Genomic DNA, 16,321 nt, shown 5'->3' on the forward strand with positions numbered 1-16,321 from the left:
GGCTACTCGGCGATCCATCGGGTGGGCTCCACGTCGGCGTCGGTCGCGAAGCCGTCCGCTCGGGTCGGCGTGATGCCGTAGACGTCGTAGGGCGGGGGGCCCGCTGTCGGAGCGCCTTCGGCATCGTGGAACGCGCCGTCACGTGGTGTGACCTGCCACCCGTACTTGCTGGCATAGGTGTCGGCGAGCGCGCGGAGGCGGTCCTCGTCGGCCACCTTCGTCGCCGTGCCGTAGACCACCATGTCGACCGACGGTCCACTCGCGCCGATCACACAACGCGGGTCTGCGGCGAGGTCTCGTGCCTTGCGGGTGCGGCCGGACGCCGCGAAGTGCGCGGTGCCGTCCAGGACCACGGCGAGCACCGGCACCAGGTGCGGCCGGCCTTGCGCGCTGGTGGTCACGAGCCAGTAGGTGCTCGCGTCGCCGAATCGCCTCAACGCCTCGGTCCAGGATGTCGTCGATCGGCCGGCGAGTAGTGGTCGGGCGCGCATCGGTGTTGTCATGTGAACGTTCTCCCCCACGGGTATGGCGTCCGGCTTCACGACCGGCGCCAGCACGGTTAGTCTCCTCAGGGAACGGACGTTACCAAAGACCGTTCCCTGAGGGAACTCTGTGGAGGTGATCGGTGCAGCGAACCAACATCGCCGACCGTGCATGCTCGGTGGCGCGCACGTTCGACATCATCGGCGAGCCGTGGACGGCATTGATCGTCCGGGACGTGTACGCCGGCATCGTTCGCTTCGAGGACCTCAAGCGAGATCTCGGGATCTCCCGCAAGGTGCTCGCCGAGCGACTCGGACGGTTACTCGAAAAGGAGATTCTGCGACGACATCAGTATTCAGACAGGCCACCCCGGTTCGAGTACCTGTTGACGGAGAAGGGCTTCGACCTGTGCGCCGTCCTGCTCGCCGCGATGGCGTGGGGCGATCGCTGGACCGCCGGCCCGGCCGGGCCACCGGTCCTCCTGCGCCACCAGGCCTGCGGTGAGGTGACGCACGCGGTGCTTCGCTGCGCCGGGTGCGGGCAACCATTGGACGCCACCGACGTGGACCTCGAAGACGGCACGCGGTAGATCCGTCAGGGATTGAGATCTGGCGATCTGGTGGCGACAACTTGCCATCAGGAGGCGAGAACGTGGCAAGAAGAACAGCGCTCGTGACGACCCGTACGCGGATCAACGGCGTCCATGTCCGCCCGGTACGCGATGGCGGGGCCGTCAGCGGAACCGTCGAGAACCGCGACGACTCCGTGCCCCGTAACCGCCTCAACCGCATGCGGGACGACGGCGTACTGCGGGTCTTCGCGCTCGTAGATCCCGCTTTGATGAGCCTCTCGGCAACCGCTGCCTTCTGGTTTTCCGTCCACCTGAAGACCGTCCTGCCCGGGTTGGCCGGCGTGAAGTGGAGGTGGTCCTGCACAACTTCAAGGGTGCGGGGACTAGCGGGAAGGTCATCGCCCAGAGACAAGCCATCTCGGCCCCGTCGGACACGGCGCCGGCTCCCGGTCGGATCGTGGCTTCGGCGAGCAGATATCCGCCGGTTGACGGGTTGCGACGTTGGCGATCGGGCTAGTCGGGCAGCGCAATCGTTCCCGCCAGGCGATACCCCGTTTGGGTATCGGTTCGTGTGGCCCCTCGACATCAACCCAAACCCAACGCAGCTCAGAGCATAGCTGCTCGTGTCGAGTCGAACCCCGACACGCTTAGGGCTAACGTCCACTTGCTGAGCTTCTCGCCCGCCTGTGGACGGTCGCTGACTGGGGCCGGTGCGGTCCAGGGAGGTCGGGGCAAGACCTTGAGCAAACCGAGGCCCCTGCTGTCGCATCCGGCTGCGCCGCATAGAACCCGCTCTGAACGTCGAACTCCCACTTGGACAGTGTTTGGTCGATCGTGCTCTGCGCCCGCGCCGACGGGGTGAAGCTCCTCCGCATCTAGCTCCTCAGCGATCGGACCCGGTGATCATCGCCGGCCATGTCACCGACGCCGCGCCTGCCAGAGCCGGACGCTCTAGAGATCGCCACTCTCCTGTGGACGGGACTATGGACCGCGGTTGTGGCAAGATGTGTCTCACCTCTCGTACCCGGCGTTTAGGTGATCCGTGTCCGGTCGGCATGCCCTCCTCATTGGAGTGCCCAAGTGCGACGACGCAGCTGCTTTTGCGCCGATTCCGGATCGCGTCGTCCACGACGACCTCACCCGAATGCGCGACGCGCTGCTCGAATCCCGCTATGAGCTGACCATCCTCGGCGTCACCGTCGAGGAGCGTGCCCATCAGACCAGCCTGATCGGCGAGGCGTCGAGGAACCGCTGCCTCACGGCGATCAAGAACGTCTGCGAGGCGGCCGACCCCGGCGGCGTCGTCGTGATTTACTTCTCCGGCCACGGGATCCGGGTCGGCGACCGCGACTACTTGGTGCCCGCCGACTTCAAGCCGAGCGGCAACGCCGAGGCCGACCAGCAGGCGTTGATCTCTGTCGACGTGACGCACGCCGTCAAGGATTGCCGGGCTCGTTTGGTTGTGCTCTTCGTCGACGCCTGCCGGGACGGCGGCGAGGAGATCAAGCGGCACGGCCTCGGCCAGCCACTCAGCCAGCTCTCCGACGGTACGTTCGTGCTGGTCTCCGGGTGCGAGCCGGGCCGGACGTGCGGCTACGACCCCAACGGGGGTAGCTATTTCGCGCAGGGCCTCGCAGAGGCGATCGGCCGCCTTAACCCGGCGCGTACCTTGAAAGAGGTCATCGTGGCAGCCGGCCAGCGGCTCAACCGATACGGCCAAAAACCGACGGCCCGGGGAAGCCACGATTACTTCGTCGGATCCGACGAAATCGTCTGCGACGGCGTCGCCACGGTCGTGGAGTGGGAAAGGGCGGCGGAACAGACCCGGCTCTGGGCGCTGATCGACGGCGCGGCGGTCGGCGACATAGCTGCGTTGAAGAAGGCCCTCGCCAACCGCGTCGCAGAGCTCGCCAAGGAGGTCGTGCGGCAGCGCGACCGGTTACGCACCGTCGTGTCGCTGGTCGACGCCTGGACTGACGACCGCTACCCGGCCCGGGTCCTCGACCGGTTGGCCGACCTACTCGGCGTCGGAGAGCAACACCCGGTTATCCTGCAGCCGGAGGAGACGTGCGCGCTGATCCTAGCCCCGTTCCTGCGCGAGTCGATTCTGGCGCTGGGCATGTACGACCTGTCCGCTATCGATCCGACCGACCTGCGCCAGACGTTCGGCACCGGGCTGCGCTACGAACTCGAATCCGTGTACGCGACTTACGACCAGCTCTGCCGGCACGTTACGCGCCTGCGTGGCGACCCGGAAAGCGAGTCCACAGTGATCATGTGGATGGTCCACCGGTGGCTCGCCGGCCGGCAGGACATCTGGAGCGCCCCGACCGCGCGAACGGGGTGGGTGCTCGCCGCTACCGAAATCCTCGCGGTCTGCCGCCCTTACTCTGGGCAGGGCGATAAGGAGGAGATGGCCGACCTGCTGCACAGCCTCGCGCAGGGCGTGGGTAGCGCGGCCGGTGCCCGCCAACCGGACGAGCCCGAGGCCATCGGCCGCGCATGGTCGTTGCGGCGCCTTGCAATGCTCGCCGGTTTGCTCGCCATCGACCTGCGCCGGTTGAGCCGGGCCGTGCCGGACCATGTAGGGGTCCGGGATCCGGTCAGCATGGTTGACGTGCGGGAGACCGTGGCCGGCGCCCGCTGGGACGGCCCGAGTCGGCGGGACCTGAGGGCCACCTGCCGTCACCACGCAGTGCACGTGGCACTCGTCGACGCGGCCGACGAGGCGGAGAAGATCCGGCGCGACATCGCTGGTGTTCCGGGCGCCAAGGAGGACGACCTGCTGCGCCTCGCGCTCGCCACGCCGATTACCGGGGCCTCGGTCCACCCTCTGTCGACGAAGGCCGATGGTCTGGCCTATCAGGTGCCGGTGCCCCGGTTCTCCCTCGACTCCGAGCGGGTGCGAAACCTCCTGATGGGCACCCAGCTGTACGGGAACCGGTCCGTCGCGCTCCGGGAGCTCTACCAAAACGCGCTCGACGCCTGCCGGTACCGCAACGCGCGCCGCCGGGCGATGTACCGCAACGCCCCGGACTACGAGCGGTATCCCTTGCGGATCATCTTCCGCGCTGGGGTCGAGGGCGGGATGCCCTACGTCGAGTGCGAGGACAACGGCGTCGGCATGACGGAGTACGTCATCGGCCGGGTCTTCGCCGAGGCCGGCACCCGCTTCGTTCACACCGAAGCGTTCCGGCGCGAGCAGGCCCAGTGGCGTCAGCTCCAGGGCGAGCTTCGGCTTTACCCGAACAGCCAATTCGGCATCGGGGTGTTCAGTTACTTCATGCTTGCCTCGGAGATCTCCGTCTGGACCGTCCCCACGGACGAGCACGGTGCCACCACCGGCAGCAAGTTCGAGGTGCGAATCGCTGGAAGCGGCAACCTCTTCCGGATCAAGCCCACCGACGACGTACCCACGGGCATCCTCGACGGGGGCACGGTGGTCCGCTTGCACTTGGCGGCCGACGACTCGATTTCGCTCGAGGCGACCCTCCGCCAGCACCTGGTGCTGCCCGAGTTCCCCGTCCATGTCCGGGAAGGCGATCGGGACGTGGTACTGGCGGCCGACATGCTGCACCTCGACGGCGCGCACGATCCGCTGAAGGTGGAACGCAACCTGTGGTGGGTGTCAGGCCCCGGTGCCCTCCTCGCCGACGGCATCAAGGTCAGGAAGCAAACTGATCCTTTGTCGTCTGCGCCGTTCGGGTATGTGCTCGACATGACCGGCCCGCACCGCCCCACCCTGAGCGTCGATCGCGCATTGGCGCTGGAGTGGGACCAGCAATGGGCCAGCGACTCGTTGCGGAACGCGATCCCCGCACTCGACCGGTGGGACGGTCTCACCCTGGAGTGGCTCTGGCAGCTCGCCGCGTCCGAGCCGGAGTTGGCCGACGAAGTGGTCCGGTGGCTCGGAGACCGGCGCATCCCCTATGACGCGCATCTGCGAGGCCTGCTCGTCGCCGTGTCGGAGGTCGGTTGCTTCCCCGGCGACGGAGAGCTGTCGCCGAACCGGCCGTGGTATCGGGAGAGCCGCGACCTGGCCCGGTGGCTGAAGCCGTGGCGGAGCCGAATTTGGGGAGAACTCTTCGGAATGACGGTCGACGAACTTGCCCCAGAGCGGCTTGACGGGTATCCGACGATCCAACCTTCGGATTACAAATGGCTGGCAGCGGTGTACGGATACCGCGCCGCCGCGCGAGTTTTTCGGAGGGCTCAAGGCGGAGCCATCGAGGAAGTGAATCGTCAGCTTCAGCAGCTCCGGCGGTTCGTCATCGCGGGGATGGACATCCGGCCACCGGGCCTCACATCGGTGGAGTTGGAGATGTTGACGAGCGGCAGCCGAAACTCGGCGCCTATGCTGGACGACGGCCGGCTCGTCCCGGCGTTCCAGGAAGCAGCGCTGACCGGCCTGAGCGTCGGCCAAATCTGGCGGGAGTGGTGGCCCCGCGACGATGTTCCGGCGCAGGCCAGCGACTACGTGCCGTCGAAGGTGGACATGCTACTTCTGACGGACCCTAGCGGACACTCGTTGCGAGCGCTCAAGAAGTGGGTCGAGGACGGGTCGGCGTCGCCGCAAGAGATCGCCGAGGCCGCTCGGAGTCTGCGCAGGTTCGGTTCTTGGACTCTGGTGCCGTCCGGCTGGGACGGCACCGTGCCTGATGTCCAAAGCGCGGTAGGAAGGCTCGTCGCCGAGGCGTCGCGCCCGCTGTCAGTCCTCGATCTTGCCGCAGTGGCGGGCGCCGAGGGGCGTTCGGTCGGCGAGGTTGCAATCGAGGTCGAAGATCTGCTCGTCCGACTTGGCACCGAATCGGCAGCGCCTGACGTCGACGCCTTCGATGATTTCAGGCCAAACGATCTCGAATTGCGATTGATCGAGCGCGTTCGCAATGCACGCGGTTTCGTCGAGACGTTGGCCGGATTGCTGTCCGTCGCGCTCGATGACGTCGGCGACCCTGAGCTGTTGGTCACCGCGATCGGGCGGATAGCTCCCGTCCTGGGGTTGTCTGGTGAGGTGACCACGGCGGATCTGGTTGCCGTGACGGCACAAGGCACAAATACATTGGGCGCGATACGCGACTGTCTGGAAAGCTACTTCGCCGGCTGTCTCGACCTCACCTGGATCAACAATCTGCCGCCTGATCTCGGGCGGCGGACGCCTCAATACGATCAGGCCCAACTGCTCCTCGTTAATGTCGACGGTCGCCCCCGCTGGCAGGCGCCTACGCCGAAGGCGTTGGTAGTAGCGGCGGTCCACCAACGCCGCTTGCCGTCTATCAATGGCCTTCTGGAACGCCTCGCCCTGTACAAGGAGATCGGCGCCATCCTCCCGGCCGTCGAGGTGCCCGACGATCTCAAGATTGACGGCCGCGACGCGGTGATCCTTGCCGAGGACCTGATCACCAGCGAGATTTTCCCGGTCAATGCGGCCTTGAACGATCGGGCAATACCCAACAACCTGGTGACGCCGCTCCACCTCGTCCGGTCCGCCGGCCGGTTCGGCTGGACGCTTGAGGAGACCTACGACCGATTCGTTCGCTTCGCGCCGCTCGGACTTCGGATGGCGATGTCGAGGAATGCCTGCACAGCGGACGTCGTCCGGTGGCAGGACCTGATCGTGCTGAGTGTTGGACACGACGGGTGGCCGCCCGCCTTGCCGCCTGGTCCAATCACCACCGAGACGGTGCGTGCGGCCGCCAATGCCATCGGCACCGACTCCGCCTTCGTCGTGGGCCGGCTCCGCCACTACGCCACGTTGTTCGGCTTCGACCTGTCCGCCCTGGAGGACGACCATGACGACTCCTGACCACGACGAGAAGACCCCGTTTCGCGAGCTCTCCGTCACCTTCGCGGGGTCCGTCGAGGTTCTCAGCCGGACTTCGGACCAGATCCGGGTGCGGATGCGCTGCCCCGCCTGTCGCGGCTCCACGGAGGACGACATCGTCTATGGCGTAGCGGGCACTAAGGGCGGTACGACGACCCTGCCTCTGAGCGGTGAGCAGCCGTTCATCTGCGCCTGCGGCTATCCACACGATGGCCGGCCGCCGGAGGCGCTCGACACCGGCTGCGGCGCCTACTGGTCCGCCACGGTGCCGTCGTGAACCTCGATGACAAGCGTTGGGAACAGCTCGCTCAGCAGGCCAAGTGGCGCCAGCTGGAGGTCGCGCGTAAGCAGGCCGAGGGTTGGCGGACCGCCCTCATCGGCCTGACGGCGCTCCTCGCGGTGATCACGATCGTCAAGGGCCCGGCGGACCTGGCCGCGTTGAGTGACACCGCCCGATTGGCCGTGCTGGTCACCTTGGCGCTGGGGTTTATTGCTCTGGTCGCCGGCTCGCTAACCGCGGTCCGGGGAAGTAGCGGCCGGCCCGAGAACATTCCGCTGAAGGGTCCCGCGTTGAAGGCGTGGACGAACGACGAGGTCAAAGCGATCGGCCGAATGATCAAGTGGACGGCCGGCCTGCTGGTGGCCGGTGTCGCGCTCGTCGCCATCGCGACGGGAGTCACCTGGGTAGCGGGCGGCAACGCCCCAGGCACCGCCGTCAAGGTCGTCACTACCAACGCCGAGGCGTGCGGAGAGATCATCTCGATCGATGCCCGCCAGCTGGTGCTCGACACCGACCCTGGCCCAGACCGGAACCGTCTTGTACTTGACACGCGCAGCCTGGTCAGCGCCACCCCGGGCAGCTGTCAGCCGAAATAGCCGCGGGTGTCCTCCTCAACCCGCGCGATGCGGTCGCGAACCTCGGCCACGGCGTCGGTCAGCTGGCGCAGTGTGGCGGTGAGGTCGTCGGCCGCCGATTCCCAGCGCGCGCGGGTGGCGTCGAATTGGTCGCGCGCGATTCCGTCCCAGGCGATCCGGTCGAGGTTGGTACGCAGCCGGTCGAGGCGGTCCTGCACTGCCCGTGCCGCGTCCCTGAGATCCGCTTCGAGCTGGGCCAGCTGGCCGAGATCGGCACGGAAGTCTGTCATAGCGGCCCGCGCCGGTCGAGGCTACGGGCGATCCGGTCGAAGCTCTCCCGCGCCGTGGTGTCGGCCGCGACGTAGTTGGCATCCATGCGGCGCAGCAACCCGGCCATCGTATCAAGCTCGCCTATGAGCCTCGTGTAATCGGCGTGGAGCAACCTGATAGCTTCCTCGAACGCCGCGGCGCCGGCGCCGTGCCATCCGTCCGTGACGGCGTCGACCGATGCCCGCACCCGCATCAACTGGTGCTCCAGGTCGGAGCGCGCCGCCTCGACCTCCGCGGCCGCACTACGCAACGCCTCCGCGTCAGCGTCAGCGTCGAAGCTCCCCATTGCCCACCTCGACCGGCTCAGGATTCATCCGGTTCCGTCAAGGCTACCCCGGGGTCCGCCATTGCTGTCTGCACAAGTCGGTCCGCTTCCCGCCGGCGAACCAGCCAGCCCCTGCCCGGGGGTAACCGGTCGAATCTGCGGTTGCCGAGCATGGGACCCTCCTCCGGGCGGCCGGACATCAGCAGGGTGGGCGTGTCGACCTCAACCATGGTCTGTAGGAGGCGCTCGTACAGCGCCCGCGACGTGCCGGCCGCTCGGCGCGCGACGATCAGATGGAGGCCGATGTCGACGGCCTGCGGCACTAGCGGCGCAAGCGGCGCAAGCGGATTGGTGGCGCCGCTGCTTACCAGGTCATAGTCGTCGACGACCACGAACAACTCCGGCCCGTGCCACCAACTACGGTTACGGACCTGGTCAGGCGTGATGTCCGGGCCTGGCAAGCGGCCCTTTATCGCTTCATTCACGAAGGAGACGATCTCGGTGGCGACGCTCGCAGACGGGGCGTAAGCGAGCAGGTGCTCGCCAGAGACCGCGTCGAGCAGGCCGCGGCGGTAATCGATGATCACCAGGCGGACCTGTGCCGGCGGATAGCGGTTTACGAGCGACTGGACGACGAGCCGGAGGAGGTTGGTCTTGCCGCTCTCGCCGTCGCCGAACACGAGCAGGTGTGGATCCTGGACGAAGTCGAGGACGACCGGCTCGTGTCGATAGACGTCAAGCCCAACCGGCAGACCACGCGAGTCGTTGGCGGCCAAGGCGACCAACGCGGCTGCGGTCAGGCGGGCCGGCATCGGGTCGAGGCGGGGCGCGGGCGGTCCTGGCCAGGCGTTGGCGATCGTCTTCACCAGGTCACGAGTCGCCTCCGCGCTCGGCGCACCGACCAGGTCGCCGCCCTGTGCTACCGCCGCCAAGAAATGGGCGCCGCCGCTAGCCAGGCCCCGACCCGGCGTCGCCGGCACGTCCCGCGCGACGCGGCGGTTGATCTCCGAGTCGACCGGATCACCCAATCGCAGCTCAAGTCGGGAACCGAAGAAGTCACGTATGCCGGCGCGCAGCTCGACCCAACGGTTGGCGGTGACGAGAACGTGCACGCCGAAGCCGAGGCCGCCGCGAGCAATGCCGGTGACAGCGGCTTCGAGGTCGTCGAAATCTTTGCACAGAGTGCCCCACCCGTCGATGACCAGGAAGATGTCACCGCTGTCGCCGGTGTGTCGTCGGCGGTAGGTCTCGATCGAGTCGATGCCCTCCGCGGCGAATGAAGCCTCCCGGCGCTCCAGCACGTTCTTCACGTGTGCGACGACGCGCCGAACCTGGTCGGGGTCGCGCCGGTCGACCACGCACGACACATGTGGCAGCTCCGCGAGCGCGGAGAGCCCGCTACCACCGAAGTCGAGGCAGTAGAACCGCGCTTCGCGTGGCGTGTGGGTCAAAGCGAGTGCCGCGACCAAGGTGCGCGTCAGCGTGCTCTTGCCCGACCGTGCCGTGCCGACCACCGCGGCATTGCCGGTGGCACCGGCCAGATCCACGAGCAGCGGCTCGCGCCGTTGTTCGAACGGCAGGTCGACAATGCCAACCGGAACCTGGAACCGGCCGTTGCCGGGCCAGGCGGGCGCGTGCAGGCCGCGTTCGGCGTCGGCGTGCAACGGTGGTAGCAGCTGGGTAAGGGTGGGCGGCGTCGACAAGGGTGGAAGCCAGATTTGGTGGGCATGCGAGCCCTGCCCGGCCACGCGTGCGCCGATCGCCTCGAGCAGCGATGGCCGGAGGTCGTCCGGGGTCGGCGTCAGGTCGGCCGGCCCCGAAGCTTCCAGGAGCGGTCGCCGGCCGACGACCACGAATCCGTCGACCTCGGCTGGCAATGCAACGGCCGCGCGGGAAGTGCGGCGCGGGGGATAGGGGCCGGAGACGTAAGCGGCCCGGAATCGACGCAGCGGCTCGGTGCCATAGCGGAGATAGCCGTGGCCTGGCGCGCTGGGCAGCTCGTATGCGTCGGGCACACCCAGCACCATGCGGCTCTCGGCAGCAGAAAATGTGCGTAGGCCGATGCGGTAGGAGAGGTGGGTGTCGAGCCCGCGCAGCCGACCCTCTTCTAGACGCTGGCTGGCGAGCAGCAGGTGAACGCCCAGTGACCGGCCCACTCGGCCGATTTGCACGAACGTTTCGATGAAGTCGGGTTTGGCGGAGAGCAGCTCGCTGAACTCGTCGACGATAATCAGCAGCGACGGAAGCGGCGGGAGTGCCTCGCCGGCCCGGCGGGCCATTTCGTAGTCGCGCTGGCTGACGTAGTTGCCGCTGGCCCGCAGCAGTTCTTGGCGCCGCAGCAGCTCGCCGCCGAGTGCCTGCTGCATACGCTCGACGAGCCCGAGGTCCTCCGCGAGGTTGGTGATCACCGCGCTGGTGTGTGGCAGCTGGTCGAGCGACGTGAACGTCGCACCGCCCTTGAAGTCGACGAGCACTAGGTTGAGGTCGGCCGGCGAGTGCCGCAGGACGAGACTGGCGACGATCGTCCGCAGCAGCTCGCTCTTCCCCGACCCGGTGGCGCCGACAAGCAGACCGTGAGGGCCATGGCCACCTTGAGCCGACTCCTTCAGATCGATCTCGACAGGTTGGCCGGTCGGACCGGTGCCGAGCAGGACGCGCAGCCGGTCGGCAGGCGGCCGTTCGCGCCAAGCCCGCTCGATATCGAAGCTCGCGAGATCACTCAAGCCGAGCAGGTCGCTAGCGTCGGAGTCGAAGAGCGGAATGTCCGACTCCGCCGGGCCCGGCATGCGATAGGGAGCGAGGCTACGCGCCACCGCGCGCGCCTGCGGCTCGCTCAGCTGGTCGGGAGACCCGATCGTCGTGGTGCGCGTGCCCTGATCGACGGTGAGTTTGGTGTCGGAGACGGACAGCTTAAGCAGCCAACGGCCTACGTCTTTGGGCACCCGACCGGAGAGGTCGACCACCGTGGTGCCGAGCAGGCCGGGCGCCGCCAACAGCTCGCCGCGCCCGGTATCTGCGCCGTCGACAATTAGGACTACGTGCGGTTCGGAGGTGAGTTCTTTGGCCGACGGACTGAATCTGGGCCTTCCGGGAAGCAACCCGCCGAGCTCCGACTCGGCGGCCGTCACGTCGGTGTGGAAGATGCCTTGGCCACGGGACCCGACCGGCAGCGCCCCGGTGTGCGGCAGCCACTTGACCCAGTCCCAGTCGGCGCGGCGGTCCGGGCTGGTAACGACGAGAATCCGCAGGTCCTCTGGGCTGTGCAGCACTGCGGCGGCGCACAGCATCGCGCGCACGAGGTCGAGGCAGTCGGGCCTCGGGCCGGCGACGACGACCCGGCTGAACGCGCGCAGGGACAATGAGACCGGGAGGTCTGGCACGACGGCATGGGCGGCGACGAACCGCCGCATTGCCGCCGCCGACATTGGCTCGAGGTCTTCGACCGGACCGGTCTCCGGCGTGATCAGATCGACGGCGAGCCTCTGCGGGCCGGTGCCGATCCGCACGTGCCCGAAGTCGTCGTCGTGCGAGCGACGCTCCCACATCCTTTTGCCACCGGCGAAGGACCAGAGCGCGGCGGGCTCCGGGTGACGCCAGCGCTGCGATGCGGATTGCTGCTCGGCGGCCTTCCGTACCCGTCGGCGGACCGAGGCTAGATATCGAAGGTAACGTCTACGGTCAGCATCGAGGGTGCGACCGGCGCGGTCGACCGGCCTACCCATTTGATTCACCAACTGGCCCAAGGCGGCGATCCCGACGAGAGCTCCGGCGACGTAGGTGACGCCACCACTGGCCGGGATCGCGAAGATCACCGCGACGCCCGCGAGCGCCACGATGGACGGCAGCATGGTCATCAGCAGTGCTGAATCGGGCGTCTCCTGCGGAAGCTTCGGCGGGGATTCCAACAGAATTTCGCCACTGGGCATAGCGGGACCCGACCGCCGCGGCGGACGGCGTATGGTCACGATGCTCACGCCGCCTCCTTCCGCAGGCTTGTGCGGCTCGAAGTGGCTCGTAACGCCGCCACGTAGCGTTTCGTAGTGTCCGCCATCATAGGTAACGTGGCGCGTGGCGTGGGTGGTGCCGCAGACGGAGGTTCAGCTGACGTGGCAGACAATACAGTGGACAGCTTGTGCCGGCTGACAGTGATCACGCCGGACCGCCGCGTCGATGTCGCCGTTCCTGACGACATTACGCTCGCCGATTTAGCGCCGTTCCTCCTGCCGACGATCTCGGGTGTGGAAAATGGACTCGACGCGGGTGGGTGGATCCTGGTACGCCCCGACGGCAGGCCACTTGACACCGGACGAACCCCGGTTGCTGCCGGTCTGGTGGACGGTGATCTGATCATGCTGACCCACCCCGACCGCGCACCGTCCGTCGTGTTCGATGACGTCGCCGACATGGTGGTGGCGGCCCGGGTCGAAGCCGAGCCCCTGTGGACCCGCTCGATCGCCCGCGTGTCAACCGTCGCAGCCATCGCCATCGGTGAAACGGTGATGATCTCGATCCCACTGGCGCGACCGTCCATGATGTTGGGTGCGATCGGGTTGGTCGCCGTCGTCACCGCCGTCGCAGTGGGCATCCTGCTGAGTCGGGCCCTGGGCGACGCGATGCTCGGCGCGGCCGCCGCCGCCGCCGCGCTGCCGATGGCGGTGCTCACACTGCCGATGGCGATGGGCATCGAACCGCTACGCGCGCCCGGACTGCTCGTCGGTGCTGCGGCGTTGATCGTCCTCGCCGCAACGGGCCTCGTCGGGGTGGGCCAGTCGTCGGCGGTCTTCGTCGCCGTCATAGGCGCCGGCATGGCCCTCGCTCTCGGCGCAACGCTGACCATGTCTGTGATGACCGCGGTGCAGGCGGCTGCGATCATGATGACGGCCGCCGTAGGCCTCGGCCTCGCCGCGCCGTTCCTCGCCCTCCGGTTCGTCGCGGTGCCGATCGCCACCGTCGAGACCGACACCGCCGAACTCGCGGCGCCCGATCGGGTATCGGTTTTCCGCCGGGTCCACCTCGCCGGTCACGTGCTCAACGGCATACTTTCCGCCGCTGTGCTGACCATCGTCGGCTGCGCGACTGTGGGCGCGATCACGCCCACCCGCGCCGGCGCTGCCCTGTCGGCTACCGCGGGCGTGCTGCTGAGTCTCCGGGCGCGCGCCTACCTGCACGCCGCACCGCGCCTGATCCACCTCGTGGGCGCCGCCGCGACGATCTTCCTTGCGGGTGTGGCCTGCCTCCGGGCTCTCCCGGCCGCGACGCCTGTCGTACTGGCGGTTCTTGCCTTGGCCAGTGGCATCACGGCGGTGTCGGTCGCCGCCACCCACCGGGACCAGCGCGGGTCGCTCTTCTGGCCGAGGGCCGGTGACATCGTCGAGGCGCTGTGCGTGATCGCGCTGATCCCCTTGACCGCACTCGTGTGCGGGCTGTTCGACGCCGTCCTAGCGACGGCTGCAAGGTAGGCGCGATGCCGAGCCGCCAGCAGCAACTCACGGCGTACCAGAGCGCCATGCGACGAGTTCAGAGCGCGTTCGTCGCCGGTGACGCCGACGCACTCTCGCCGCGTCGCACATACCTGCTCTTGGCCGGCGTGTTCGTCACCGCGATCATCGCGGCTGGGGTCGCGGTGTACGGTCTCACCGGCGCTGCGGTGCCGACCTGGCGTGACGAGTCCGTGCTGGTCATCGACCGCGACACCGGAAGTCGTTACGTCTACCGCGCGCAGCTGCTACGCCCGGTGATCAATTACGCATCCGCACGCCTCATTCTCGGCGACGCGTCGGTCGACACCCGTCGGATTCCGCACCGGGTTCTCGTTGAAGCGGCGATCGGACCCCCGATCGGCATCCTCGGCGCGCCGGACGAGGTGCCGACCGCCGACCGGCTGCGAGCGTTGCCTTGGACCGTGTGCCGGTCGTCGACGGGGGGTGGGCACACAACCAGCACCGCGATCATCGGCACGCCCGTGCTGCCCAGCGCGGCGCCTTTGGCCGGCGGCCTGTTAGCTGCGGCGGGGCCTAGCGAGGGATACCTGCTCTGGGAGGGCCGCCGGCTGCGCTATGACCGCAGCGACGCCGCCGTCCTGGCTGCGCTTGGTTTCGCAGGGATAACGCCCGTCAGCGTCCCACAGACTTTCGTCGATGCTCTGCCCGAAGGTCCGGCCCTCGCCGCCCCAGCAATCCCAGGTGCAGGGAGTGCTGGCCCCAGGGTCGGTGGCGAGAATGCGCCGATCGGTCAACTGTTCCAGCTCAGCGGCGAGCAGGAATACTACGTCCTGCTCGGCGACGGCCTCGCCCGCGTGGCGGAGCCGACCTATCGCCTGTTGCGGCTTCGGGGCACACCTGGCAGCGAACCGCGCACCATTACTGCCGCCGCCGTCACCCTGCTGTCCCAGACTTCCCTGCTGCCAGTCGGACTGCCGGCGACCATGCCCGAAATAGCCCGGCCGGCCGATCCGGACACGGCCGTGGTCTGCGCGGAGCACCGGGAATCCGGTGACGCGCAGACGTCGACGACGGTGAGGCTGCTCGAGTCCCTGCCGGCGGCCGTCCGCCCCCCGCCGTCCGGTCGCCCGGCCGCCCGGGGCACGGTTGACGGTGCGGTTATTCCGGAGGGTCGTGGGGCGTTGGTGCGAGCGGCCAACGGTGACGAGATTTGGCTGGTCGACAACCAAGGGGTGCGCTATCGGGTGATCGACCGAGCGTCGCTGCACGCACTCGGCCTGGGTGAGGCGGCCGTCGTGAGCGTTGCGCCGGGATTGATCGACGCGCTTCCGCGCGGGCCCGATCTTAGCCGGGCCGCGGCGACCGAGACCGTCTCGGTGCAGGGCATCGGCGGCGACCCGAACCCGAGCCCGACGCCGTCTGCAGAGGTCGGGCGGTGACCGACCACGGCACCACCCCCAACCTGGCGGAGCTTCAGCGCTTCGCCGACCGGCTGCGGGGCCAATTGCGCGATCTCAGCTCCCAGCTTCCCGTCCTTGAGGCACTGCAACAGCAGCCTCTTCCGCTCCTCGACACCCCGCGCTCCCAGCAGCGGGCCCGTGAGTACGCCGAGATCTGCGCGGCCTATTACGGGCAACTAACCCGGCTCTGCGACGTCTACTCGGCCGCCATTACATTGACCGCTACCTTTATCAACTACTACCGCGTCGTCGACGAGGCCTCCCGCCTGCAGGTCATGCAGGCCTACGAGAGATTTGATTCAGCTACCCGGCATCTCAAGGGGCGTGACACATGACCGACGAACCAACTCTCCCCGAGATCCACGCGCTCGCCCAGACGGCGGATCACAACGTCGTCGCCAACATCGCGAACATTTGGGGCTCGCTCGGTGACCTCGCGCTGAATATCAGGGACGATCTGGAACGCGATCTCCAACGGCTGGCAGACGAGTGGACCAGCCAGGCCGGTGACCGATTCCGCGATAATGTCACAAACATCAGGCAGTCGTGCCGCGACTTCGGGGAGGGTGCCCACTCGGTGCGCAGCGCGCTCATGCGGATGGCCAACCACATCGACGAAGCCCAGTTCGAGATCGAGCGCGAACGTCTCTCCGAGGGGCTGCCCGAATTCGACGACTACCCCGGTGTTCGTCCCGGAGCGGTTCCCGCCGTGATCGGCGACGCCGACGAATATGGCGGCGCCGGAATCGGCGTCATCGGTGGCGGCGTGCTGGGTGGCGACGACGCGGGAGGAGACGTCATCGACGGCGGTTTCGGCGCGAGTGAGAGCGGTGGTATCGATGCCAGCGTCGGTGTGATCGGGCAATTTCTCGGGCATCAGCGGTCGGCCGATATGAGCAGCGCAGGCCTTGAAAGGGCGAAACGGCGTCTCGACGAACTCGATGACCAGCTGCACGACCTGATGGCATTGGTGATATCCGCCGGACCGGATATCAACCGCCGGCACTGAACGTCTCCGTAAGACCCTTGCGGTCCGCTCGGTGAAGGTTTCGGACGACATCGCCGAGGGCCGCCAAGATCAGTAAGCAGACTGGC

At 67.8% G+C, this 16,321-nt stretch carries 12 protein-coding genes; 8 read left to right on the forward strand and 4 right to left on the reverse strand.

Translation table 11 applies throughout. From position 1 onward, the window contains the following. Positions 1–2: 2 nt before the first annotated feature. Positions 3–503, reverse strand: coding sequence for a pyridoxamine 5'-phosphate oxidase family protein (locus O7635_RS24635; protein WP_278082830.1), 501 nt, complete (start codon positions 501–503; stop codon positions 3–5). 158 nt (positions 504–661) lie between these two features. Here O7635_RS24635 and O7635_RS24640 point away from each other — a divergent pair, with 158 nt between their 5' ends. The 4 genes from O7635_RS24640 (at position 662) to O7635_RS24655 (ending at position 7,751) form a co-directional block, all read left to right on the forward strand. Further along, a complete protein-coding gene (locus tag O7635_RS24640; RefSeq protein ID WP_278082831.1) occupies positions 662–1,072 on the forward strand; it encodes a helix-turn-helix domain-containing protein in 411 nt (136 codons plus the stop codon). 1,054 nt (positions 1,073–2,126) lie between these two features. Next, positions 2,127–6,857, forward strand: a complete 4,731-nt coding sequence (locus O7635_RS24645; RefSeq protein ID WP_278082832.1) for a caspase family protein — start codon at positions 2,127–2,129, stop codon at positions 6,855–6,857. Continuing rightward, positions 6,844–7,152, forward strand: coding sequence for a hypothetical protein (locus O7635_RS24650; RefSeq protein ID WP_278082833.1), 309 nt, complete (start codon positions 6,844–6,846; stop codon positions 7,150–7,152). The genes O7635_RS24645 and O7635_RS24650 overlap by 14 nt, the downstream gene beginning before the upstream one ends. Beyond that, positions 7,149–7,751, forward strand: a complete 603-nt coding sequence (locus O7635_RS24655; protein ID WP_278082834.1) for a hypothetical protein — start codon at positions 7,149–7,151, stop codon at positions 7,749–7,751. Before O7635_RS24650 ends, O7635_RS24655 begins: the two co-directional genes overlap by 4 nt. On the opposite strand, the gene O7635_RS24660 is transcribed toward O7635_RS24655, so the two are convergent. The 3 genes from O7635_RS24660 to eccCa are packed head-to-tail and all read right to left on the reverse strand — an operon-like array spanning position 7,739 to position 12,299. Next, positions 7,739–8,020, reverse strand: coding sequence for a WXG100 family type VII secretion target (locus O7635_RS24660; RefSeq protein ID WP_278082835.1), 282 nt, complete (start codon positions 8,018–8,020; stop codon positions 7,739–7,741). The genes O7635_RS24655 and O7635_RS24660 overlap by 13 nt on opposite strands. Next, a complete protein-coding gene (locus tag O7635_RS24665; RefSeq protein ID WP_278082836.1) occupies positions 8,017–8,346 on the reverse strand; it encodes a WXG100 family type VII secretion target in 330 nt (109 codons plus the stop codon). The genes O7635_RS24660 and O7635_RS24665 overlap by 4 nt, the downstream gene beginning before the upstream one ends. 17 nt (positions 8,347–8,363) lie before the next feature. Continuing rightward, complete coding sequence (gene eccCa, locus O7635_RS24670; protein ID WP_278082837.1) at positions 8,364–12,299, reverse strand: type VII secretion protein EccCa; 3,936 nt, start codon at positions 12,297–12,299, stop codon at positions 8,364–8,366. A 156-nt stretch (positions 12,300–12,455) separates the two neighbouring features. Between eccCa and eccD the strand changes: the two genes are divergently transcribed. The 4 genes from eccD to O7635_RS24690 are packed head-to-tail and all read left to right on the forward strand — an operon-like array spanning position 12,456 to position 16,235. Next, a complete protein-coding gene (eccD, locus tag O7635_RS24675) occupies positions 12,456–13,784 on the forward strand; it encodes a type VII secretion integral membrane protein EccD (RefSeq protein WP_278082838.1) in 1,329 nt (442 codons plus the stop codon). A 5-nt stretch (positions 13,785–13,789) separates the two neighbouring features. Beyond that, a complete protein-coding gene (eccB, locus tag O7635_RS24680; protein WP_278082839.1) occupies positions 13,790–15,205 on the forward strand; it encodes a type VII secretion protein EccB in 1,416 nt (471 codons plus the stop codon). Beyond that, positions 15,202–15,561 (forward strand): hypothetical protein, encoded by a 360-nt coding sequence (locus O7635_RS24685; RefSeq protein WP_278082840.1) that lies wholly within the window; start codon positions 15,202–15,204, stop codon positions 15,559–15,561. The genes eccB and O7635_RS24685 overlap by 4 nt, the downstream gene beginning before the upstream one ends. Continuing rightward, complete coding sequence (locus tag O7635_RS24690; RefSeq protein WP_278082841.1) at positions 15,558–16,235, forward strand: hypothetical protein; 678 nt, start codon at positions 15,558–15,560, stop codon at positions 16,233–16,235. Before O7635_RS24685 ends, O7635_RS24690 begins: the two co-directional genes overlap by 4 nt. Positions 16,236–16,321: the final 86 nt, after the last annotated feature.

The sequence above is a fragment of the Asanoa sp. WMMD1127 genome (assembly GCF_029626225.1).
GTDB lineage: Bacteria > Actinomycetota > Actinomycetes > Mycobacteriales > Micromonosporaceae > Asanoa.

Excerpts from the sequence above, each read along its gene's own strand:
- O7635_RS24635 (WP_278082830.1), bottom strand. The coding sequence starts at position 503 with ATGACAACACCGATGCGCGCCCGACCACTACTCGCCGGCCGATCGACG.
- O7635_RS24650 (WP_278082833.1), top strand. The coding sequence starts at position 6,844 with ATGACGACTCCTGACCACGACGAGAAGACCCCGTTTCGCGAGCTCTCC.
- O7635_RS24660 (WP_278082835.1), bottom strand. The coding sequence starts at position 8,020 with ATGACAGACTTCCGTGCCGATCTCGGCCAGCTGGCCCAGCTCGAAGCG.
- O7635_RS24665 (WP_278082836.1), bottom strand. The coding sequence starts at position 8,346 with ATGGGGAGCTTCGACGCTGACGCTGACGCGGAGGCGTTGCGTAGTGCG.
- eccB (WP_278082839.1), top strand. The coding sequence starts at position 13,790 with ATGCCGAGCCGCCAGCAGCAACTCACGGCGTACCAGAGCGCCATGCGA.
- O7635_RS24690 (WP_278082841.1), top strand. The coding sequence starts at position 15,558 with ATGACCGACGAACCAACTCTCCCCGAGATCCACGCGCTCGCCCAGACG.